21 protein-coding genes are annotated in these 19052 nt (G+C 70.8%); 17 read left to right on the plus strand and 4 right to left on the minus strand.

What is annotated here, in order from left to right:
* The first annotated feature begins 54 nt into the window (after positions 1-54).
* Positions 55-666, plus strand: a complete 612-nt coding sequence (locus ABZ845_RS18615; protein WP_360980518.1) for a hypothetical protein — start codon at positions 55-57, stop codon at positions 664-666.
* Positions 667-672: 6 nt separating this feature from the next.
* On the opposite strand, the gene ABZ845_RS18620 is transcribed toward ABZ845_RS18615, so the two are convergent.
* Together ABZ845_RS18620 and ABZ845_RS18625 are read right to left on the minus strand one after the other, a co-directional pair.
* Entirely contained in the window at positions 673-1923 is a 1251-nt protein-coding gene (locus tag ABZ845_RS18620) for a hypothetical protein (RefSeq protein WP_360980521.1), read from the minus strand.
* Between the two features lie 56 nt (positions 1924-1979).
* A complete protein-coding gene (locus ABZ845_RS18625; RefSeq protein WP_360980524.1) occupies positions 1980-2495 on the minus strand; it encodes a SigE family RNA polymerase sigma factor in 516 nt (171 codons plus the stop codon).
* 98 nt (positions 2496-2593) lie between these two features.
* Between ABZ845_RS18625 and ABZ845_RS18630 the strand changes: the two genes are divergently transcribed.
* Positions 2594-3085: a hypothetical protein gene (locus tag ABZ845_RS18630; protein WP_360980527.1), complete on the plus strand. Its 492-nt coding sequence runs from the start codon at positions 2594-2596 to the stop codon at positions 3083-3085.
* A gap of 254 nt (positions 3086-3339) precedes the next feature.
* On the opposite strand, the gene ABZ845_RS18635 is transcribed toward ABZ845_RS18630, so the two are convergent.
* Positions 3340-5016 (minus strand): glycoside hydrolase family 18 protein, encoded by a 1677-nt coding sequence (locus ABZ845_RS18635; protein WP_360980530.1) that lies wholly within the window; start codon positions 5014-5016, stop codon positions 3340-3342.
* 402 nt (positions 5017-5418) lie between these two features.
* Between ABZ845_RS18635 and ABZ845_RS18640 the strand changes: the two genes are divergently transcribed.
* The 15 genes from ABZ845_RS18640 (at position 5419) to ABZ845_RS18710 (ending at position 18259) form a co-directional block, all read left to right on the plus strand.
* Entirely contained in the window at positions 5419-6282 is an 864-nt protein-coding gene (locus tag ABZ845_RS18640; RefSeq protein WP_360980533.1) for a hypothetical protein, read from the plus strand.
* A gap of 137 nt (positions 6283-6419) precedes the next feature.
* Positions 6420-7133 (plus strand): Flp pilus assembly protein CpaB, encoded by a 714-nt coding sequence (gene cpaB, locus ABZ845_RS18645; protein WP_360980536.1) that lies wholly within the window; start codon positions 6420-6422, stop codon positions 7131-7133.
* A gap of 60 nt (positions 7134-7193) precedes the next feature.
* Positions 7194-8813 carry an AAA family ATPase gene (locus ABZ845_RS18650; RefSeq protein ID WP_360980539.1) on the plus strand — a complete coding sequence of 540 codons (1620 nt, stop codon included), beginning with the start codon at positions 7194-7196 and terminating at the stop codon, positions 8811-8813.
* Positions 8814-8917: 104 nt separating this feature from the next.
* Positions 8918-9232, plus strand: a complete 315-nt coding sequence (locus tag ABZ845_RS18655; protein WP_360980542.1) for a TadE/TadG family type IV pilus assembly protein — start codon at positions 8918-8920, stop codon at positions 9230-9232.
* Between the two features lie 40 nt (positions 9233-9272).
* On the plus strand, positions 9273-10613 hold the full coding sequence (locus ABZ845_RS18660; protein ID WP_360980545.1) for a CpaF family protein: 1341 nt from the start codon (positions 9273-9275) through the stop codon (positions 10611-10613).
* A 37-nt stretch (positions 10614-10650) separates the two neighbouring features.
* The gene (locus ABZ845_RS18665; RefSeq protein WP_360980548.1) at positions 10651-11598 is read left to right on the plus strand and encodes a type II secretion system F family protein; all 948 of its coding nucleotides are present in this window, start codon (positions 10651-10653) and stop codon (positions 11596-11598) included.
* A gap of 13 nt (positions 11599-11611) precedes the next feature.
* Positions 11612-12502: a DUF5936 domain-containing protein gene (locus ABZ845_RS18670; RefSeq protein ID WP_360980715.1), complete on the plus strand. Its 891-nt coding sequence runs from the start codon at positions 11612-11614 to the stop codon at positions 12500-12502.
* The gene (locus tag ABZ845_RS18675; RefSeq protein WP_360980551.1) at positions 12499-13827 is read left to right on the plus strand and encodes a histidine kinase; all 1329 of its coding nucleotides are present in this window, start codon (positions 12499-12501) and stop codon (positions 13825-13827) included. The genes ABZ845_RS18670 and ABZ845_RS18675 overlap by 4 nt, the downstream gene beginning before the upstream one ends.
* The gene (locus ABZ845_RS18680; RefSeq protein WP_360980554.1) at positions 13820-14563 is read left to right on the plus strand and encodes a response regulator transcription factor; all 744 of its coding nucleotides are present in this window, start codon (positions 13820-13822) and stop codon (positions 14561-14563) included. The genes ABZ845_RS18675 and ABZ845_RS18680 overlap by 8 nt, the downstream gene beginning before the upstream one ends.
* Positions 14564-14674: 111 nt before the next feature.
* Positions 14675-14884, plus strand: a complete 210-nt coding sequence (locus ABZ845_RS18685) for a hypothetical protein (protein ID WP_360980718.1) — start codon at positions 14675-14677, stop codon at positions 14882-14884.
* An 11-nt stretch (positions 14885-14895) separates the two neighbouring features.
* Positions 14896-15489 (plus strand): pilus assembly protein TadG-related protein, encoded by a 594-nt coding sequence (locus ABZ845_RS18690; protein ID WP_360980557.1) that lies wholly within the window; start codon positions 14896-14898, stop codon positions 15487-15489.
* A gap of 15 nt (positions 15490-15504) precedes the next feature.
* Entirely contained in the window at positions 15505-16086 is a 582-nt protein-coding gene (locus ABZ845_RS18695; RefSeq protein WP_360980559.1) for a hypothetical protein, read from the plus strand.
* 6 nt (positions 16087-16092) lie between these two features.
* Positions 16093-16725: an OmpA family protein gene (locus tag ABZ845_RS18700; RefSeq protein ID WP_360980562.1), complete on the plus strand. Its 633-nt coding sequence runs from the start codon at positions 16093-16095 to the stop codon at positions 16723-16725.
* Between the two features lie 97 nt (positions 16726-16822).
* On the plus strand, positions 16823-17398 hold the full coding sequence (locus tag ABZ845_RS18705) for a dihydrofolate reductase family protein (RefSeq protein ID WP_360980565.1): 576 nt from the start codon (positions 16823-16825) through the stop codon (positions 17396-17398).
* Positions 17399-17488: 90 nt separating this feature from the next.
* Positions 17489-18259, plus strand: a complete 771-nt coding sequence (locus ABZ845_RS18710; protein ID WP_360980568.1) for a class I SAM-dependent methyltransferase — start codon at positions 17489-17491, stop codon at positions 18257-18259.
* A 191-nt stretch (positions 18260-18450) separates the two neighbouring features.
* On the opposite strand, the gene ABZ845_RS18715 is transcribed toward ABZ845_RS18710, so the two are convergent.
* A complete protein-coding gene (locus tag ABZ845_RS18715) occupies positions 18451-18786 on the minus strand; it encodes a DUF192 domain-containing protein (RefSeq protein ID WP_360980571.1) in 336 nt (111 codons plus the stop codon).
* Positions 18787-19052: the final 266 nt, after the last annotated feature.

Below are 19052 nucleotides of genomic sequence, written 5' to 3' on the forward strand. Positions count from 1 at the left end.
ACGATGGCGGGGGCGGGTGTGTCTGGCGCGGGATCTTCGACCATACTGCCCGCTGTGGAGCAGCGCATTGGTTCGAGCAGCCAGCCTCTGGACGGCGCCGGGGTCGACCCGGCCTTCATCCCCGGGCTCATCTCACCCGTGTCCGGCGACGGGCCGGAGGGCACCGGGCCCGACGACGAGCGGGTCACGGTGAAGGAACCGGTCTCCGACGCGGTTCCCGCCGAGGCGGCGGAAGCCGGAGAGCAGCCGGGCGAGGAGCCGGAGCAAGGGCCGGAGAAGGAGCCTGAGAAGGAGCCGGAGAAGGAGCCTGAGAAGGAGTCGGCCGTGAACGGCTCCGGGGGCGGCCCCGCCTTCGAGGCCTCCGACCGCCGCGCCCGGATCGTCGCGGACCGCAGTGGAGTCCGGCTCTGCCTTGACGATCAGGAGTGCGAGTTCCGCTGGGACGAGATCGGTGCCGTGGAGACGGAGACCGCGCGTTTCGGGAAGCGGTTCACGGTGACCGTGCACACGCCCGACCGCCGGTGGTACCCCATCGAGATCGACGCCGACTCCCGTTCGCGCTTCCCGGAGTGGGAGGCCCGGCTGGACGAGGTCCTGGACGCCTACTTCGAGGACGGCGAGAAGGAGGAGAAGGAGCTCGCCGCCCCCGGGCAGGTCGACGGCTGACCGCGGTCAGCCTCGCGAGTACCACTTCGCGTTCGTGACGACGGCCTCCAGTTGCTCCATCGTGAGCGCGGGGGCCTTGCGGGTCGCCGGGGTGTTCTGCGCGCCGGAGTTGAAGGCACTGATCACCACGCGGTAGCCGTCGGGGCGGATGGTGTCGACCGTCCACCACACGACACCCTTTCCGCCCTTCTCACCGGGCCGCTGGTGGGTGACGACCTTCATCCCGTCCGGCAGGGTCTTCGTGCCCGCGCCGAAGAGCTCGTTCTCGACATCCGACTGGTCGCCCTGGACATTGACCTGCACCAGGCTCTGGCCCTTGCCGTCGTCGAGGACCGCGTACCCGAACCCGGCGTCCGCACTGCTCTTCGAGACGACCCTGACGCCCTTGGGCAGCAGTGAGACGAGCGTCGACGACACCGAACCGCCGGGGACGCCGCGCGCCGGGGCCGGGTCGGGCGCGAAGGACGGCACGGGGACGGCGTCCAGGGCGCCGCGCCACTCGTGCGCGGTGGCGAGCTCCGTCAGCTGTCCGGCGGTGAGCGGAGGCACCTCCCGGGTGACGGGAGCGTCCTTCTCGGCTCCGGCGTTCCACTCCTGCACGCTCACGTGCTGCCCCGTGCGCGAGACGAGTTCAGCCGTCCACAGCTTGGTTCCGGAGCGGCTGTTCGGGTACTCGTAGCCCTTGAGGATCATGAGCTTGGAGCCGTCGTGCAGCATGGTCGTACGGCAGGTGTCGAAGGCGATGAACACCTTGTCCGGGCACTCGGTGGTCTGACGGGCCTCCAGACCGCCGGGCTGGATGCGGGAGAGGCCGACGGCGATGGCCGCGTCACCCTTGCCGTCGTCGTACACGACCTTGGCGAAGGGCGGCAGCCGGCCGTCCGTACCGCGTCCCTCCGTGTGGGTGAACCGCCCTTCGGGCAGCAGCTTTTCGAGGGTGTGTACGAGCGCGTCGCCGCTCACCCGCCGCGCGGGGGCAGGCGGCACGGGCGGGGACGATGTGCCGGTGGTCACGGACTGCTTGCCGCCCGCCTGGCCGCCGGGAAGCACCATCGCCCCGCCCAGTCCGACGAGCGCGATCCCGGTCACCCCGCCGAGTACGGCGAACTGGCGCCGCAGCACGCGACGTCGGCCGCGCGCTTCGCCGTGTGAGACCAGGTCGCGCCGAGGAGGTTCGAAGCCGCCCCCGGCGTGGCGCAGGGCCTCGGTGAACCGGGCCTCGAAGGAGTCGTTCGAGCCGTTGTCTTCAACGGGCATGGCAAAACCGCCGTTTCTACGGTGTGGCATGGCTGGTGGTGGGGGCCGAGGGCGGGTCAGGGTCTGGCGTACTCGCCCAGGGTGTCGCCGAGCAGAACGCGCAGCCGGGCCAGGGCGCGGACGCAGCGGGTGCGCACGGCGGCGGAGCTGGTGTTCATCGCCGCTGCCGTCTGCTCGACGCTGCGGTCCTCCCAGTACCGCAGGACGACCACGGCCCGGTCCTTGGCGGGCAGCCGCCCGAGAGCCTCGACGAGGGTGAGCCGCAGATGGGCGTCATCGGACGTGCCCGGCCCGGCGATGTCGGGAAGGGAGTCGGTGGAGCGCTCCTTGCGGCTGCTGTGCCGCCGCTGGTGGGCGAGGTAGGTACGGGTGAGGACGGTCTGGGCGTACGCGGCCGGGTTGTCGGCACGGGAGATCCGCACCCAGCGGACGTACACCTTGCCCAGGGTCTCCTGGACGAGGTCCTCGGCGAGGTGTGTGTCCCCGCCGGTGAGCAGACAGGCGGACCGGTACAGATGCCGGGCGCGCGCGGCGGCGAACTCCTGGTATGCGTCACTGCGCCCTGGTCTCATCGATTCCCCCGTTGCCCTGTCCCGTCATGTACCGCCCTCACCCCCTTGATGCGCCGGCCCCACCGGAATGTTTCAACCGTGTCCGGGAGCCTGGATACTTGATCGCGGTACGAGGCGGCGGACACGAGGGGACGACGACGATGCACCAGCCGGGGCACGGCCCGCCCGTACACGGTCACCCCGGGTACGGACATCCCGGGTACGGCCATCAGCCGCCACCGGCGGCCCCCGCGGGCTTCGGTCCGCCGCCACCGGCGTACGCACCGTATCCTCCGCCCCCTCAGGTCCCGTCACCGCCTTCGGCACCCCCGGGACCCGACTTCCTCGCTGCGGACCGTCACAACTCGGTGGTGGTGGACGCGGCGGGCGTCTCCTTCGAAATGGGCGGTATGACGGCGGACTTCCCGTGGCAGGTGATACGCGGCGTCCACTACGGGCCCGGCCCGGGGGACAAGGCGCTCATCGTCTCGGTGGTTCATGTGGACGGCAGGATGTACCAGTGCGGGGTGACCGCGAAGCCCCGCGAGAGACTGTCGGAGTGGTTCGGGCAACTGGCGTCGGTGCTGGGCCATTACCGCCCGACGGGCTGACGCACGGCAGACCGGCGTGCGGCCCGATCGGACCCCGCGTGCGCGGTCGTGGTGTCGAACCAGGTGTCCACCACGAGCAGCGTCGCCGTCACGGCGGCTGCCAGGGCTGGCCCGCGAGCCCGGTCTGATCGAAACGAGAGGTCCTAGCGCTGCGGCCGGAAGGGTTCACCGGCTCGCGGTGACGCGGGTGCGGTGCCGCCATGCTCGCTCGCACGACGCCACCGCACCTCACCTCTGTGTCATCCCCGCACCGTCTACGGCAGTGCGTGCACGTGCGGTCCCACCGTGTTCGACCACGCGTTGCCGGACGCCGCGTCCCAGTTGGTCGACCAGGTCATGGCGCCCCGCAGGCCCGGATAGGTCTTCGACGGTTTGAAGGAGCCGCAGCCGGTGCCCCGAGTCAGGCAGTCCAGGGCGTTGTCCACCACGGTGGGGGAGACATAGCCGCTGCCCGCCGCGCTCGTCGAGGCGGGGATGCCGAGACCCACCTGGGAGGGGGCGAGCCCGCCCTGGAGCTGGATACAGGCGAGGGCCGTCAGGAAGTCGACCGAGCCCTGGCTGTAGACCTTGCCGTCGCAGCCGAGCATGGAACCGCTGTTGTAGTACTGGGTGTTGACGACGGTCAGGATGTCCTTGATGTTCAGTGCCGTCTGGAAGTACCCGTTCGATGCCGACTGCATGTCTATCGTCTGCGGGGCCATGGTGATGACCAGCGAGGCTCCGGCCTTGGACGACAACTGCCGCAGCGCCTGTGACATATGGGTCGCGTCGAGGCCGTTCTCCAGGTCGATGTCCACTCCGTCGAACCCGTAGGTCTGCATCAGGGAGTACACCGAGTTCGCGAAGTTCGCCGCCGAGGCGGAGTCGTTGACCGACACCGTGCCGTTCTGGCCGCCCACCGAGACGACGACCTTCTTGCCGGCCGCCTGCTTCGCCCTGATGTCCGCCTTGAACTGGTCGACGGTGTATCCGCCGAGGCCGGAGGAGTCCAGGGTGAAGGACACGGCGCCCGGCGTGCCCGTCGCGTCCGCGAAGGCCACCGCGATGATGTCGTACTGCGAGGGGACACCGGAGATCTTCTGGACCGTCGCGCCGTTGTTGAAGTTCTGCCAGTACCCCGTCACCGCGTGCCCCGGCAGGGCTCCGCCCCCGCCGGACGCGGCCGTCGTGGCCGTCACCGCCTGGGACTTGGGCGACTCGCCCGCCGCGTTCGTCGCCGTCACCTGGAAGGAGTACGACGTCGAGGGGGAAAGGCCCGTCACGGTGGCGGATGTCCCCGTGCCGGAGGAGACCCTCGCACCGCCCTGGTACACGGTGTAGCCGGTCGCCTCCGGCACCGCGTTCCAGGACAGGGAGACCGAGGAGGACGTGGTGGACGCGACCGCGAGGCCCGCGGGGGCCGCGGGCACGGTCGGGGACGGGCCGCCCCCGCCTCCTCCGTCCGGCCCGTACACCGACACGTCGTCCGCGTAGTAGGCCGCCTGTCCGTACCAGCCGTGGAGATAGACGGTCACCGAGGTCGTGGAGGCACCGGTGGTGAAGGTGGTCGACAGCTGCTTCCAGCCCGTCGAGTCCGGGGTCCAGGTGGATACATCGGTGGTGCCCGTGCCCGTCGCCCCGAGGAAGGTGTAGCCGCCCTGCACCCAGGCGCTCAGCGTGTACGTCGAGCCGGGCTTCACCGTGACCGTCTGCGCGCACTGCGCGTAGTCCTGGCCCGCCGGGGTCGCCTTCAGCGCGGCCGAGCCGCTGTGCACGGGGGACGACACCGTCGTGCCGCTGCCGGCGGAGCAGGTCCAGTTGACGAGGCCGGACTCGAAGCCGCCGTTCCTGGCGTTGTTCGCGTCCGCGGCCACCGCGTGTCCGGCGGTCAGGGGGGAGAGGGCGAGCGCGGCGACGGCGGCCGCCGCGAGAGTCCGTCTGGGTCGGGGCATGCCTGGTACGCGGTCCACTTGAGCCTCCGATGGGGGGTGAGGTGGGGAGTTGGGGGAGGAGTGGGAGGTGTGAGAGGGGTGGGGGGAGTGGGGGAGTGGGGGCATTGCGGAACGGTGGCCACCGCCTGACCAAGAATTTGGTCCAGACCAATGGGGTTGTCAAGGGTTCCGGGCCGCCCTCTCGCGGCGCCAATGCCACGCATGGCGGGGCGAGTTGCGGCATATGCGCCTACTCTGTGTGGATCATGCCCCACCTTCCGTGAGGCGATCTTCCCGATTCGGTGTTGAGCGGGGCATGCCGTGGATATGGTGCTGGTGCAGGACGATGCAAATGGATGTCACAGGGGCCAACTGAGGCGGTGGTCGACCACCTCGCCGCAGTGAACGGGGTGGTGTGCAACCGTGCCGACCGCGATAGCAGTCACCAGTTCCGACCTGGTGCTCCCCCCGCTCGACCGGCAGACGCCGCCCGCCGCCGTGCAGCCACGGCCCACCCTCGAACAGTCCTTGAACGCCCTGCACGCGCTCATCGAGCACCATGGCTACGTCATCGCCGTGCACTCCACCACCGGGGACGACCCGGCGGTACAGCGGCTGCGCACCGTACGCTCCGTCCTGGAGAGCGACCGTGTCGCACTGCTCGGCGTCGATCTGCCACCGCTCGGACTCGCCCTGCTCGCACAGCAGTTACGCCAGCTGTCCGTCTGCGACGTCAGCCCGGGAGTCCTGGCGTCGTCCGCGCGGCTGCTCGCCCACTACATCTACGCGGGGGCGCTGCTCGGCTCGGTCGCCGGACTCGACCACGTCCCGGTCCCGCTCGCTACGCACGCCAAGTCATGGGTCCCGGGTGCCCAGTTCGCCGTACTCGCCCATCCTCGTCCGCAGCTCGCACGGGTGGGCCAGGAGGAGTTACCCGGTCCCGAATTCGGCACCCGGATGGTCGTCGCCGCCGGGCAGCCGCCCTCCGACTGGGTGACCGCCACCCTCGCTCCCGCCTGGCACGTCCAGGGTGTCGCCACCGTGCCCCTGCCCGCCCAGTCGACGCGTTGGTGGGGCACCAGCCGACTCGCCGAGTTCGCGGCGGGCCTGCACGACGTGTCCGTGCTCTACCAACTCGTCTCTTCCGTACGGCGTGAGATGTGCCGCTGGTGCGGACTCGAACTCATCGGCGACCGCTGCGGGTTCTGCGCCGCGCCCCTGTCGGCGCCGCCCGACCAGCCACAGCCGCCCGCCGTCGTTCACGCACTTCCCCGGGGCGCCACCTGACCCCGTCGCGCACCTCCCCGGCACGACCGACCGCATCCCGTACGGCGGTCCGTACGACCGCTCGACCGACCGCACGACTGCACGACCGCACGACTGCCCGGCCGCCCGTCCCCGCTCCGATCGAGGTTGTCCGCGTCATGAACTCACGCCAGCGCCGCGGCGTCATCCTGCTGGTCCTCTCGGCCCTCGCCGCCGTCGGCGCCTTCGCCGGGGTGCTGTCGGTGATCCGCGACGTGAACTCCAAGGTCGGCCCCGAGGTCACGGCGTACCGCCTCAGGAGCGACATCGCTCCGTACAAGGAACTCACGGCCGATCAGTTCCAGAAGATCTCCATGCCCAGACGCTGGCTGTCCACCACCGCCGTCACCAGCCTCGCGCAGATCCGCGGCAAGATCGCGGTGACCGGTCTGAAGGCGGGATCGCTGCTCCAGACCGACATGATCGTGGACCGGCCCGATCTCCAGCCCGGACAGCAGGAGATCGCCATCATGATCGACGCGTCGACCGGCGTCGCCGGCAAGATCGATCCCGGCTCACGGGTCAATATCTACGCCACCTTCAAGGCCGACAACGACAAGAGCAAGGACGAGTCCAGGCTCATCGTGACCGACGCCCGTGTCCTGGACGTCGGCAAGCTCACCGCGCTGGACCCCGGCCGGTCCAGCGACGACCGGCGGCGTGACGCCACCGAGGCCGTCCCGATCACCTTCGCGCTCGACACCGCCGATGCCCAACGCGTCGCGTACGCCGAGTCGTTCGCCGAGCACGTCCGGCTCGCCCTGGTCGCGGGCGGCTCCGGGACCGCCGTCGCACCCGGCGACCGCACCTACACCCTCGACAAGGACCACTAGGAGGCCGCGCATGAGGTCCGTACCGGCTCCCGGCTGGCCTGTCCCCCAGAGGGCCGGCCGATGACCATCCGAATCCTGCCCGCCGTCGGCGACCTCGACACGGCCCGCTCGCTCACCACCCTGCTGAGCCAGCTCCCCGACGCCGAGCCCGCCCCGCCCGTCCATGACTCCACGGCCCTGCTGGACACCCTCGCACGCCTGGCGGGCGACTCCCTCGACGAACTGCCCGAGGTCGTGCTCGTGCACGAGCGGATCGGGCCGGTTCCCGCGCTCGACCTGATCCGCGACCTGGTGCTGCGCTTCCCCGCGGTAGGGATCGTCCTCGTCACCGCCGACACGAGCACCGGCGTACTGACCGCCGCGATGGACTCCGGCGCCCGGGGCATCATCACGCTGCCCCTCGGCTACGACGCCCTCGCCGAACGCGTCCAGGCCGCCGCCTCCTGGTCGGCCGGCATGCGGCGCCACCTGAGCAGCGGCACCCCCGAGCTGTACGCCTCCTCGTCCGGCGGGACCGTGGTCACGGTGACGGGCGCCAAGGGCGGCGTCGGGGCCACCGTCGCCGCCGTGCACCTCGCGCTCGCCGCACGGGCCTCGGGCCGCACGGTCGCGCTGGTCGACCTCGACCTCCAGTCCGGGGACGTCGCCTCCTACCTCGACGTCCAGTTCCGGCGCTCGGTAGCCGACCTCGCCGGGATCGCCGACATCAACCCCAGGGTCCTCCAGGACGCGCTCTACGCCCACGACAGCGGCATCGGACTCCTCCTCGCCCCCGCCGAGGGGGAGCGCGGCGAGGAGGTCACCGACCGGGTCGCCCGCCAGGTCCTCGGCGCGCTGCGCGCCCGGCACGACGTGGTCGTCGTGGACTGCGGCTCCCAGATGAACTCCGCCACCGCGGCGGCCGTCGAAGTCGCCGACCACGCGCTGCTTCTGGTCACCCCGGACGTGGTCGCGGTCCGGGCCGCCAAACGGATGGTGCGCCTGTGGGACCGCCTCCAGATCCGCAAGGCGGAGGAGACCCTGACGGTCGTCAACCGCCACTCACGGAGCACGGAGATCCAGCCGTCCCTGGTCGAACGCGTCACGGGCACCCGCGTCGCCCGCGCCGCGGTCCCCGCCGCCTTCAGGGAACTCCAGTCGGTGGTCGACGCGGGGCGCCTGCAGGACCTCGATGCCCGCTCCACGGTGAAGCAGGCGCTATGGGTGCTGGCGGGCGAGCTGGGACTGGTGGCGGCGCAGGAGGGCGGGGGCGGCGGGCGGCGGCGCAGGGCGGCGTCCGACCGGGGTGCGCTCGGCCTGTGGCGCAAGGGCGGAGACCGGGGGTCGGTGACCCTGGAGTTCGCCGGCATGTTCCCGCTCGTCCTGGTCGTGGTGGCGCTGCTGTGGGAGTGCGTCCTGTACGGCTACACGTACTCGCTGGCGGGCAACGCGGCGGACGAGGCGGCACGGGCGGCGACCGCGGCGTACGCCGTGCACGGCGACACGGCCGGGGCGTGCCGGGCGGCGGGCGCCGCGCATCTCCCGGGCGCCTGGCAGGGCGCGCGGATCGAGTGCGCCCCGGACGGCCCGGTGATGAGGGCGACCGTACAGGCGGACGTCCCCCTGTTCTTCCCGGGCGTCGACCCGGGCTGGCGGGTGGACGGCAGCGCGGGTGCGGCGCTGGAGGGGGACGGCGGATGAGGCTCTCCTTCCGCGACCGCACGGCACCACACGCCGGACCCCGCACGGCCCCACCCGCGTCCCGCGCAGCGCGGGCCCTCCGTGGGAACGACCGCGGTGTCTCCATGCTCGAATTCGCTGGATTCCTCCCCATCCTCCTTCTCATCGGCATGGCCACCATCCAGCTCGGCCTCGTCGGCTACGGCATCAGCCAGGCCGGCTCGGGGGCGCGTGCGGCGGCACGCGCGGCCTCGCAGCACGGCGGCGACGGCGCGGCGGCGGGCCGGGCCGCGGTGAGCGGATGGCTGGACCCCCGGCCGGACGTGGAGCAGGGCGCCGACACCACCACCGCCACGGTCACCGTCCATGTCCCCGCCGTGATCCCCCTGTTCGGCGGCTGGGACGTGAGCCGCCACGCGACCATGCCCAACGACGACTGAGGCCGAACCCCTTCACGACAGAGAGGAGTTGACGACGGAGATGAGCCTGCGCTCCCGTATCGCCGCCCCCGACGACGGTGCCGTGTCCCGAGAGGACGGGCACCTTGTCGCGGTCTACCGCGCCAAGCTCCTCGAAGAGATCGACCTCGCCGAGATGTCCGGTCTCGCGACGGCCGAGCGCAGGGTCCGCCTGGAGCGTGTCCTCGGGCACCTCATCAGCCGGGAGGGGCCGGTCCTCTCCTCCGCCGAACGCTCCCAGCTGATCCGCAGGGTCGTGGACGAGGCCCTGGGCCTCGGCGTACTTGAACCGCTCCTCGCGGACGCCTCGATCACCGAGATCATGGTCAACGGACCCGACTCGATCTTCGTGGAGCGCGCGGGCCGCGTGGAACAGCTCCCGCTGCGGTTCGCCTCCACCGAGCAGCTGATGCAGACGATCGAGCGGATCGTCTCGACCGTCAACCGGCGCGTCGACGAGTCGAACCCCATGGTCGACGCCCGCCTGCCCACCGGCGAACGCGTCAACGTCATCATCCCGCCGCTCGCCCTGACGGGCCCCACCCTCACCATCCGCCGCTTCCCGCGCGCCTACACCCTGCCCGAACTCATCGGCCTCGGCTCGCTGGACGAGCAGATGCTGATGCTGCTCGCCGCGTTCGTCCGCGCCCGCTTCAACGTCATCGTCAGCGGCGGCACGGGCACCGGGAAGACCACCCTGCTCAACGCCCTCTCCGGGCTCATCCCGCCCCATGAGCGCATCATCACCATCGAGGACTCCGCCGAGCTCCAGCTCCAGCAGCAGCATGTGATCCGCCTGGAGTCCCGCCCGCCGAACGTCGAGGGCAAGGGCCGTGTCACCATCCGCGACCTGGTCCGCAACAGTTTGCGGATGCGCCCCGACCGGATCATCGTCGGCGAGGTCCGCGGCGGCGAGACCCTCGACATGCTCCAGGCGATGTCGACGGGCCACGACGGCTCACTCGCCACCGTCCACGCCAACTCCGCCGACGACGCGCTGATGCGTCTGCAGACGCTGGGCTCGATGTCCGAGGTCCTGATCCCCTTCGAGGCGCTCAAGGACCAGATCAACTCCGCGGTGGACGTGGTCGTCCAGCTCGCCCGGCACACCGACGGATCCCGCAAGGTCGTGGAGCTCGCGCTCGTCGTGTCGCACGGACGCGAACAGTTCCGCGTCACCACCGTGTCCCGGTTCGTGCCGAGGCCGCTCGCCCCCGACCGGATCGTCCGAGGCCACTTCGAGCACCTTCCCCTTCCGCGGCCGGTCGCCGAGAAACTGTACGGCGCGGGCGAAGCGCTGCCCCCGGCCTTCGGCGTAGTGGAAGCCGCCGACGCGCTGAACACGAGGCAGGCCATCGGATGACACCCGCCCGCGCCCCCGCCCCCGTCAGGAGCGAGCCATGAACGACCCCGCACTCCTCGCCCTCGGCGCCACCATGCTGACCGGCACACTCGCCGTCGCGGGCGTGCACCTGTACGCGTCCGGGCGCGCCCGGCGGCAGACACTCGTCGACCGGCTCTCCGGCGGTCCCACGGACCCCCCGCACACGGCGACCGGCCGGATGCGCCGCTTCACGGGCATCGACCGCAGACTGCGCCGCACCCGGCTCGGCCGAACCGTCCACGTGCGGCTCTCCGCGACCGGACTGGACCTGACGGCAGGGGAGTTCTGCGTCTACGTCACCGCGGCCGTCGTCGCTCTCTGGCTGATCGCGGCGACGTCCCTCGCCCCCTTCTTCGGGCCGATCGCCGGGTTGATCGGGGTATGGGGCGCGGCCATCTTCCTCAACTGGCAGCGGCAAAGGCGGATCGAGGCGTTCATCGCCCAACTACCGGACGTGGCACGCCTCCTCGCCAACGCGACGGCCGCCGGACTCGCGCTGCGCACCGCTCTCGCCATGGCGGCGGAGGAGCTGGAGGCCCCGGCGGGCGAGGAGCTGGCCCGGGTCGCCGACCAGCTCACGCTCGGCCGCTCCGTCGACGACGCCCTCGACGAACTGGCCGAACGCCTCCCGTCGCGCGAACTGATCGTCCTTGTCACCACCCTCGTCCTGGCCAACAAGGCGGGCGGCTCGGTGGTCAGCTCACTGCGCAACCTGACCAAGACCCTGGAGGACCGCAAGGAGACCCGGCGCGAGGTGCGCACCATGCTCTCCGAGGTGAACGCCACGGCGTTCACGGTCCCGCTGCTGGGCCTCGGCTCCCTCGTCCTGGTCAACTCCTCCCACGAGGGCGCACTCGCCCGTGTCACCGGTTCCCCGCTCGGTCAGGGCCTGGTGCTGCTCGCGCTCGGCCTCTACACGGTCGGCTTCTTCGCCATCCGCCGCCTCGGCAAGATCGAAGTGTGAGGGGGAGACCGTGCTGCTGCCCCTGCTCCTCGCCCTGCTCATGGCGGCCTCCGTCGCGGGCATCCTCCTCGGCGTCCGCATGATCCGCGCGGACGCGAAGCTCCCGGGCGACCTGGCGCTCGCCCTCGAGGTGGGAGCCACCCGTGTCTCCAGGGCGGGATCCGCGGTCGACCGTCTGGGCATGCGCTTCGCCCCGCTCGTGCTGCGCCTGATGGGCCCGGGCCGCGTGGACGCCAAGCGCCGCCGCATCGACATGGCCGGCAACCCCGGCGGTCTCACCGTGCACCGGTACGCCGCGCGCCGGGCGGTCTACGGTGTCTTCGGTGTCCTGATGGGCCTGGTCTTCCTGACCGGCGGTCACCCGCTGCTTGCCGCGGGCACGCTCGCCTTCGGGCTGCTCGCCGCCGACGCGCACATCTGGCAGGCCGTCCGTGAGCGCAAGGACGTCATCGACCGTACGCTCCCGGACTTCCTGGACGTCCTCGCGGTCGTCGTCTCGGCGGGGCTGGGCTTTCGCCAGGCCCTGGACCGGGTCGCCGAGAAGTACGAGGGACCGTGGGCGGACGAGCTTCGCATCACCCTGCGCCGGATGGACATGGGGGTCAGCCGCCGCCAGGCCTTCGACGAGCTGCGCAGACGCAACTCCTCCGAGCAGGTCGCCCAGTTCGTCTCGGCCCTTCAGCAGGGGGAGGAACTCGGCTCCCCGATCGCCGAGACCCTGATCCAGCTGGCCACGGACATGCGGCGCACGGACGCCCAGAACGCCCGCCGGCGGGCCGCGAAGACGATCCCCAAGGCCACGCTGGTCACCCTGGTCTTCATGCTCCCGGCCACGATGATCCTCATCGCAACCGGCATGTTCCTGGGCTCGGGTGCGGACTTCGGCTCGATTCTGGGCCGATGACGGACAGGTCAGGGCCGATGATGAGCAGCCGCGCCCCGCGCCCCGCCTCCGGGTACCTGGAGGACGACGCCCCGCCCCCGGCCGGCGTCCGCCTCCAGCTGGGCGCGCTGCAGTCGCTGTGCCGCCAGACCGTCGCCGTACGCCTCGCCATGGTGGTGGTCGGGGCGCCGTTCGCTCTGGCGCACACCCCTTCCCACGGTGCCTCCCGTTACGCGGTGCTCGCCGCAGCCGTCCTCGGCGTCATGACGTCGTACGCCCTGCTGCGCGACTGGGACCGGGTCGGCCCGCGCCTCCTCGCCCACCCCGAGCTGATGGCGCTCGACCTGCTCTTCGTCGCCACGCTCCTGCTGACCGCGTCCCCCGCCTCCCCTCTCGCCTACGCCACGGTCTGCACCCCGCTCCTGTCCGGACTGCTCTACGGCTGGCGTGGCGCGGGCATCCTCACCGGACTCCAGCTGGCCGTCGTCCTCACGGGCTTCCGAGCCTGGGAGCACCGCCCCGGCGCCGGCACCAGCACCCTGCTCGTCGCCGGATTCTGCGTCGCCGCCGGCGTCATCGGAGTCACCCTGCGCAATCTGCTCTTCCGCTTCGGCACGGCGAGCGAGGCCCTGTCGGAGGCGAACGCACGCCTCGCGGCGGCCCAGGCCGTGGAGTACGAACGCGCCCGGCTCGCCCGCGAGATGCACGACTCCGTGGCCAAGACCCTGCACGGCCTGGCCCTCGCGGCGGATGCCCTCGCCGCCTCGGCCGACGAGGGCGACCCCGAGACCCTCCGACGCCAGTCGGCCCTGGTGGCGGGCGCGGCCCGCAGAGCGGCAGCGCAGTCCAGGGACCTGTTGTCGGACCTGCGGCGCCGTACGGACACCGCGACCGCGCGCCTGGACCTTGCGGCCGAACTCGACGTCGTGCTCCACGAGTTCGCGGCACGGACCGCGACGCCGGCCGATGTGAGCGCACCGGGAACTCCCCTGCTCCTGCATTACCCGACGGCACGCGACGTCCTGGCGATCGTCTCGGAGGCGCTGGAGAACACCCATCGCCACTCCCATGCCACTCGCGTACATCTCGCACTCGACACCGCTCAGGGCACGGCCTTCGACCTCTCCGTCGAAGACGACGGCGTCGGCCTGCCCCCGGACACCGCGCCCGAGGAACTGGCGAGATCCGGCCACTTCGGGCTGCTCGGCATGACGGAGCGCGCAGCGTCCTTGGGGGGCAGCCTCAGCCTGGGCCCCTCATCGCTCGGCGGCGCCCGGATCGTGCTGCACGTCCCCCTGCCCGTCACTCCGCCCCACATCCCCCAAGAGGAGGCCGCACATGCCTGACCAGGCACTTCCCGGCCCGATCCTGCGCATTCTGGTGGCCGACGACAATCCGGTCGTACGGGCCGGCCTGGCCGCGCTGCTGGCCGTCCACCGCGACATCGAGGTGGTCGCGGAGGCGGCCGACGGCGGGCAGGCGCTGGCGTACGCCGTCCGGCACCGTCCCGATGTCATCCTGCTGGACGTCCGCATGCCCGGCACGGACGGCCTGACCGCACTGCCCGGCCTCGCCCGCCTGGCCTCCGTGATGATGCTGACGTACAGCAGGGAACCCGAGGTGGCGGCGGAGGCGCTGCGCCGTGGAGCCACCGGGTATCTGGTGCACGGCGAGTTCACGGCGGCCGAACTGGTGGCCGCGGTACGGGAGGTCGGGGCGGGGAGGCGCTGCCCCGTTCCGTCTGTCCTGTCCTCGATCGGCGGTTCCTACGAACCGAGGGAAACGCATTCGCACCTGCAACACGCTGTGGCACAGTCGCCGACGGCGCGGTCCGGCCGTGCGGGGGGTCCGCGACGGCGGGCCGCGGGGTGGCTGGACTTCGGGCTGAGTTCGAGGGAAGTGGAGGTCATGGATCTCATCGCGTCCGGTATGAACAACCGGCAGATCGCCGCCGCCTGCTTCATCAGCGAGAAGACCGTCAAGAACCACATCAACCGCATCTTCGCGAAGCTGCACAGTTCTTCGCGCAGCGAGGCGATCGCGTACTGGCTGGGAACGGCGCGGGAGGGGTGGGGGCGATGACCTCGCGGTCACGGAGAAGTTGGGCCCCTGGGCCCACTCGCAGTAAGTACCGCTTCACGTACGGTGCTTGGGTTGCTGGCAGCCGCATCGGGCGGGAGGGCAGGGGCTGTGATGACGAGGGTGAGGCGCGGGATCAGCGGGTGGATGCGCGTGGTCGCCTCCCGCATGCGGGGGGATGCCGGGGCGGGGTTCGTGGAGTATGCCGGGTTGATGATCATCATTGCCGGGATCTTTACGCTGATCGACGGGTTGGGTCTGGACGGCCTGATTTCCAAGGCGATTTACAACGCGGTCAACAGCGTGGTCGGCGGCGGTGGCTGACCTTTGTACGGTTGAGCGGTGATCGAGGCCAAACCCTTCCGATCTACATCTGGTTGACCGGGATTCTCCTCTTTGCAGCAGTCGCCTTCTTTGTGTTCGCGCAAGCAGCGTCCGCCCGCAATGGTGCCCAATCCGCGGCGGACGCTGCGGCTTTGGCAGCCGCGCAGGACTCCCGCGACGAGTTGATGACTGAGCTACAGGCAGCCATCGGCCATGACGACCACTGGCTGGACTGGCTGAAGGGAAACGGCTTCCAGGGCACGGGGGCCACCGCTGCGGCCGACCGGCTCGCCGGCGAGAACGACTCGACTGTGCAGGGCGGTGCCGTACCGACCATCGTGGACGGCTATCCCGGATACCAGGTGTCCATCGTGACCCGGTACACGGTCGGGAAGTCCATCATCCCGGGCACGCAGGCTCAGCACGCCAAGGCCGAGGCCATCGCCGTGATCCAGCCGCGCTGCACCTTCGCGTCCGATGCCGACCCGAAGAAGCCCGTGCAGCTGGACTGTGACGGTCATGCCGTCGACATCGACCCCGGACACTTCACATCGGACGACCTCCCTGACGCGTCCGTGCTGTTCTCCGTGCACCTGGTCAAGTGAAAGGAAGCTGTACCGATGGAATTTCGGCACGCCATGAAGGGCCGCAGGGCGCTCAGCGCGGTCGCGATCACGAGCGGGCTGCTCCTCACGGTGGCCGGTTGTGGCGGGGGAGGCGGCAGCAAGTCGGACGAGAGGCCCCCGGCTTCCGCGCGGAGCAGCGGCGGTGAGCGACAGGAGTCGCAGACACCCCAGTCCAACCCTGTCCTGGCCGAAGTCAAAGGAGAGAGCGGGCTGACGCTGACCATCACGTCCGCCAAGCGTGACGCTGGGGGTTTCGTCACCGTGGAAGGATCGGTGACGAACAATACGAACGACATCTGGCTCGCGCAGAACTGGCGGGGCGACGAACGGGAGCTGACCCTGAACGGATCATCCGTAGCGGGCGCCAGCCTGATCGACCAGAAGGGAAAAAAGAAGTATCTGGTTCTTCGGGACACCACAGGGCGCTGCCTGTGCACGAAGTTCGACGGGCCAGTCAAGCAGGGGCAAACTGCCGACTGGTTCGCCCAGTTCCCGGCGCCGCCGCAAGGCACCGCCCAGGTCGACTTCGAGGTCGGCGCCATGCCCCCAGCCTCCATCGACATCTCCGAGGGGTGACCCACCATGCCCCCCGCTCCCCGCCTCGCCACCACCCTCTGCCTCCTGGCCCTTCTCACGCTCACCGCCGCGCCCCGAGCCACCGCCGACCCCACCCCCAGCGCGCCCCCCGGGAGCGTCACCACCCCTTCGCCCCCCTCCGTCGACCCGTCGAGCCCGGGGCTGAAGCTTGCCGACGGGGCCACGCTCGCGCCGGCCAAGGTGCTGGACATCAAGTCCGTCGTGGAGGATCTCGGTGGTGAGGAGCGCCGGGAGGACACCAACGCGAGCGTGACCTTCGCGCTCCAGGCGGAGGTGCTGTTCTCCAAGGACAGCGCCAAGCTGAACCCCGAGGCCCGCACCCGTATCGACGCCATCGCGAACGAGATCAAGAAGCAGCACGCCACGGACGTCCGTGTCTTCGGCTTCACCGACAACCTCGGTACCTATGCCCACGGCCTGGTCCTGTCCAAGCAGCGTGCGGAGGCGGTCCACGACCAGTTGGCCGCGAGCCTCGGCGGGAACGTCACCTTCGAGGTGCGCGGCTACAGCGAGGACTACCCGATCGCCGACAACTCCACCGAGGAGGGCCGCCGCAAGAACCGCCGCGTGGAGGTGTCGTTCCCCAGGGGAGGCACGTCCGGGGGCGGCTCCTCGTAGGAGGGGGCGAATTCCCGGGGCCGCCTCCCCGCCCGCGCGGCGGGGCTGCGCGATGCTCGTGGCGTCCAGTCGGTCGGCGTCAGAACCGGGAGCTGCCATGAGAAAGATCGTCCTGATGATGTCCATGTCTCTGGACGGCTATATGGAGGGCCCGAACCGGGAGATCGACTGGCATCTCGTGGACGACGAGCTGCACCGGCACTTCAATGACGTGCTGGGGGACATGGGCGCCTTCCTCAGCGGGCGCGTGACCCACGAGCTCATGGCCGGCTTCTGGCCCACCGCGGACGCCGACCCGCAGCGCACCGGGCCCATGGTCGAGTACGCGCGGATCTGGCGGAACATGCCGAAGGTCGTGTTCTCCCGGACCCTGCAACACGCCGACTGGCACACCACCATCGTCCGGGACGTGGTCGTGGACGACATTCTCGCGCTCAAGGCGCAGGACGGCGGCGACCTCGCGCTGGGCGGCGCCACTCTCGCCGCCGAGTTCCTGCGGCACGATCTGGTGGACGAGTTCCGGGTGTACGTCCACCCGATCCTCGTCGGCCGCGGCCAGCGCCTCTTCGCCGAGAGTGACGTCATGACCGCCCTCCGGCTGATCGAGACCCGGCGGTTCGGCAACGGGGTCGTGCTCCTGCACTACGAACGCCCTCGGACCGCCGAGCGGTGAACACGTGTGCGGGCGGCCCGCCTCCCCGGTGAGGGCCGGGCGTGCGAAATCCCGTCGCGTTCCCCTCCCCTCCGCTGGGAGCATCGTCGTATGAACCGTGGCTCTGTGTTCGAAGACCTCGTCAGGGAAGCCGTCGACGCCTCCACCGACGGATGGGACTTCTCCTGGTTCGAGGGCCGGGCCACGGAAGAACGACCCCCTTGGGGGTATGCGCGCATGATGGCGGACCGGCTGGCGCACGCGTCCGCGGCGCTCGACATCCAGACCGGGGGAGGAGAGGTCCTCGCCTCCGCTCCGGTGCTGCCTCCGCTGACCGCCGCCACAGAGGGCTGGCCGCCGAACATCGCCAAGGCCACAGCTCTGCTCCATCCGCGCGGCGCGGTGGTCGTCGCCTCGCCCGAGGACGACCCACTGCCGTTCGGCGAGGCCGCCTTCGACCTCGTCACCAGCCGGCACCCGGTGCGCACCCACTGGCACGAGATCGCCCGCGTCCTGCGTCCCGGCGGCACGTACGTGTCCCAGCAGGTGGGTCCGGCGAGCGCGTTCGAGGTGGTCGAGTACTTCCTCGGACCGCAGCCGGAGCAGGTCCGCGGTGCCCGCGACCCGAAACGCGCCGAGGCCGCGGCCGAGGCCGCCGGGCTCGAGGTGACCGGTCTCCGGACGGCCCGGCTGCGCATGGAGTTCCACGACATCGCGGCCGTCGTCCACTTTCTGCGCAAGGTGATCTGGATGGTGCCGGACTTCACCGTGGAGCGGTACGAGACGCGCTTGCGGTCCCTGCACGAGCGGATCGAGTCGGAGGGGCCCTTCGTGGCCCACAGCAGCCGCTTCCTGATCGAGGCGCGCAAGCCGTCGAACTGACCCGGCGAGACCGCTGTCCGGGGGACGAGACGGCAGTTCAAGGGTTTCCACATCGTTATCGAGGGCGGCTCGCCTCCCGCCCTCAGCTCACGTAACTTCAGTGCAAGAAAATTCGCGTGAGCAAAGCTGCGCGGTTGGCATCGCGCAGTGGAGGGGGCTGCGCGGCGTCGTGCGCCCGCGCCGACACGCCGTCAGGCGTCCCGCACGGCCACGCGTGTCCCGGGCCGCAGTCCCCATCGCTCCAGCATCCCCGCCTCGGCCTCCAGGACGTGGCGAGCGCGAGGGCGTGGCAGTCCGATCCGCCCCGGCCGCATCGTGCGGACCGCGATGACCCGCAACGTCCGGTCCAGGTAGGCCACGTCGACGGCGAACCGCATCCCCAGCGTGTGCACCGCGTTCGCCGGGCTCAGCAGCAGCGCCCCCTCGATCCCGTCCCGCCCCAGCAGGCCGCGCCGGCGCGCCCGTGCCGACCGGGCGATCTCCAGCGGCACCGGGTCTGATGTCCCTATGACGGTGAACGTGGTCATGACTGACGACGGTAGCGCCGGCACCAAGGGCCGGCGGTGGCGTCGGGCGTGCGCACTGGCGTCAAGTGAACGTGCCTGTCGCGGGTCACCCACCGGGAGTACGCCCGGGGGTGTCGCCAGGAGTCCCGGAAGGACCCTTACATCCCTCGGGCCCCTTTGGATACCTCTGGATTCGGCCCTAATTCCTTGGAATCCGCTGTGATCCAGCCATGTGCGCGCCTTGATTGAACGGTTCCGGCGGCGGCGTCACGTTGCCGATCGAATTC

This window comes from Streptomyces sp. NPDC047022, assembly GCF_040644155.1.
Classification (GTDB): Bacteria; Actinomycetota; Actinomycetes; order Streptomycetales; family Streptomycetaceae; genus Streptomyces.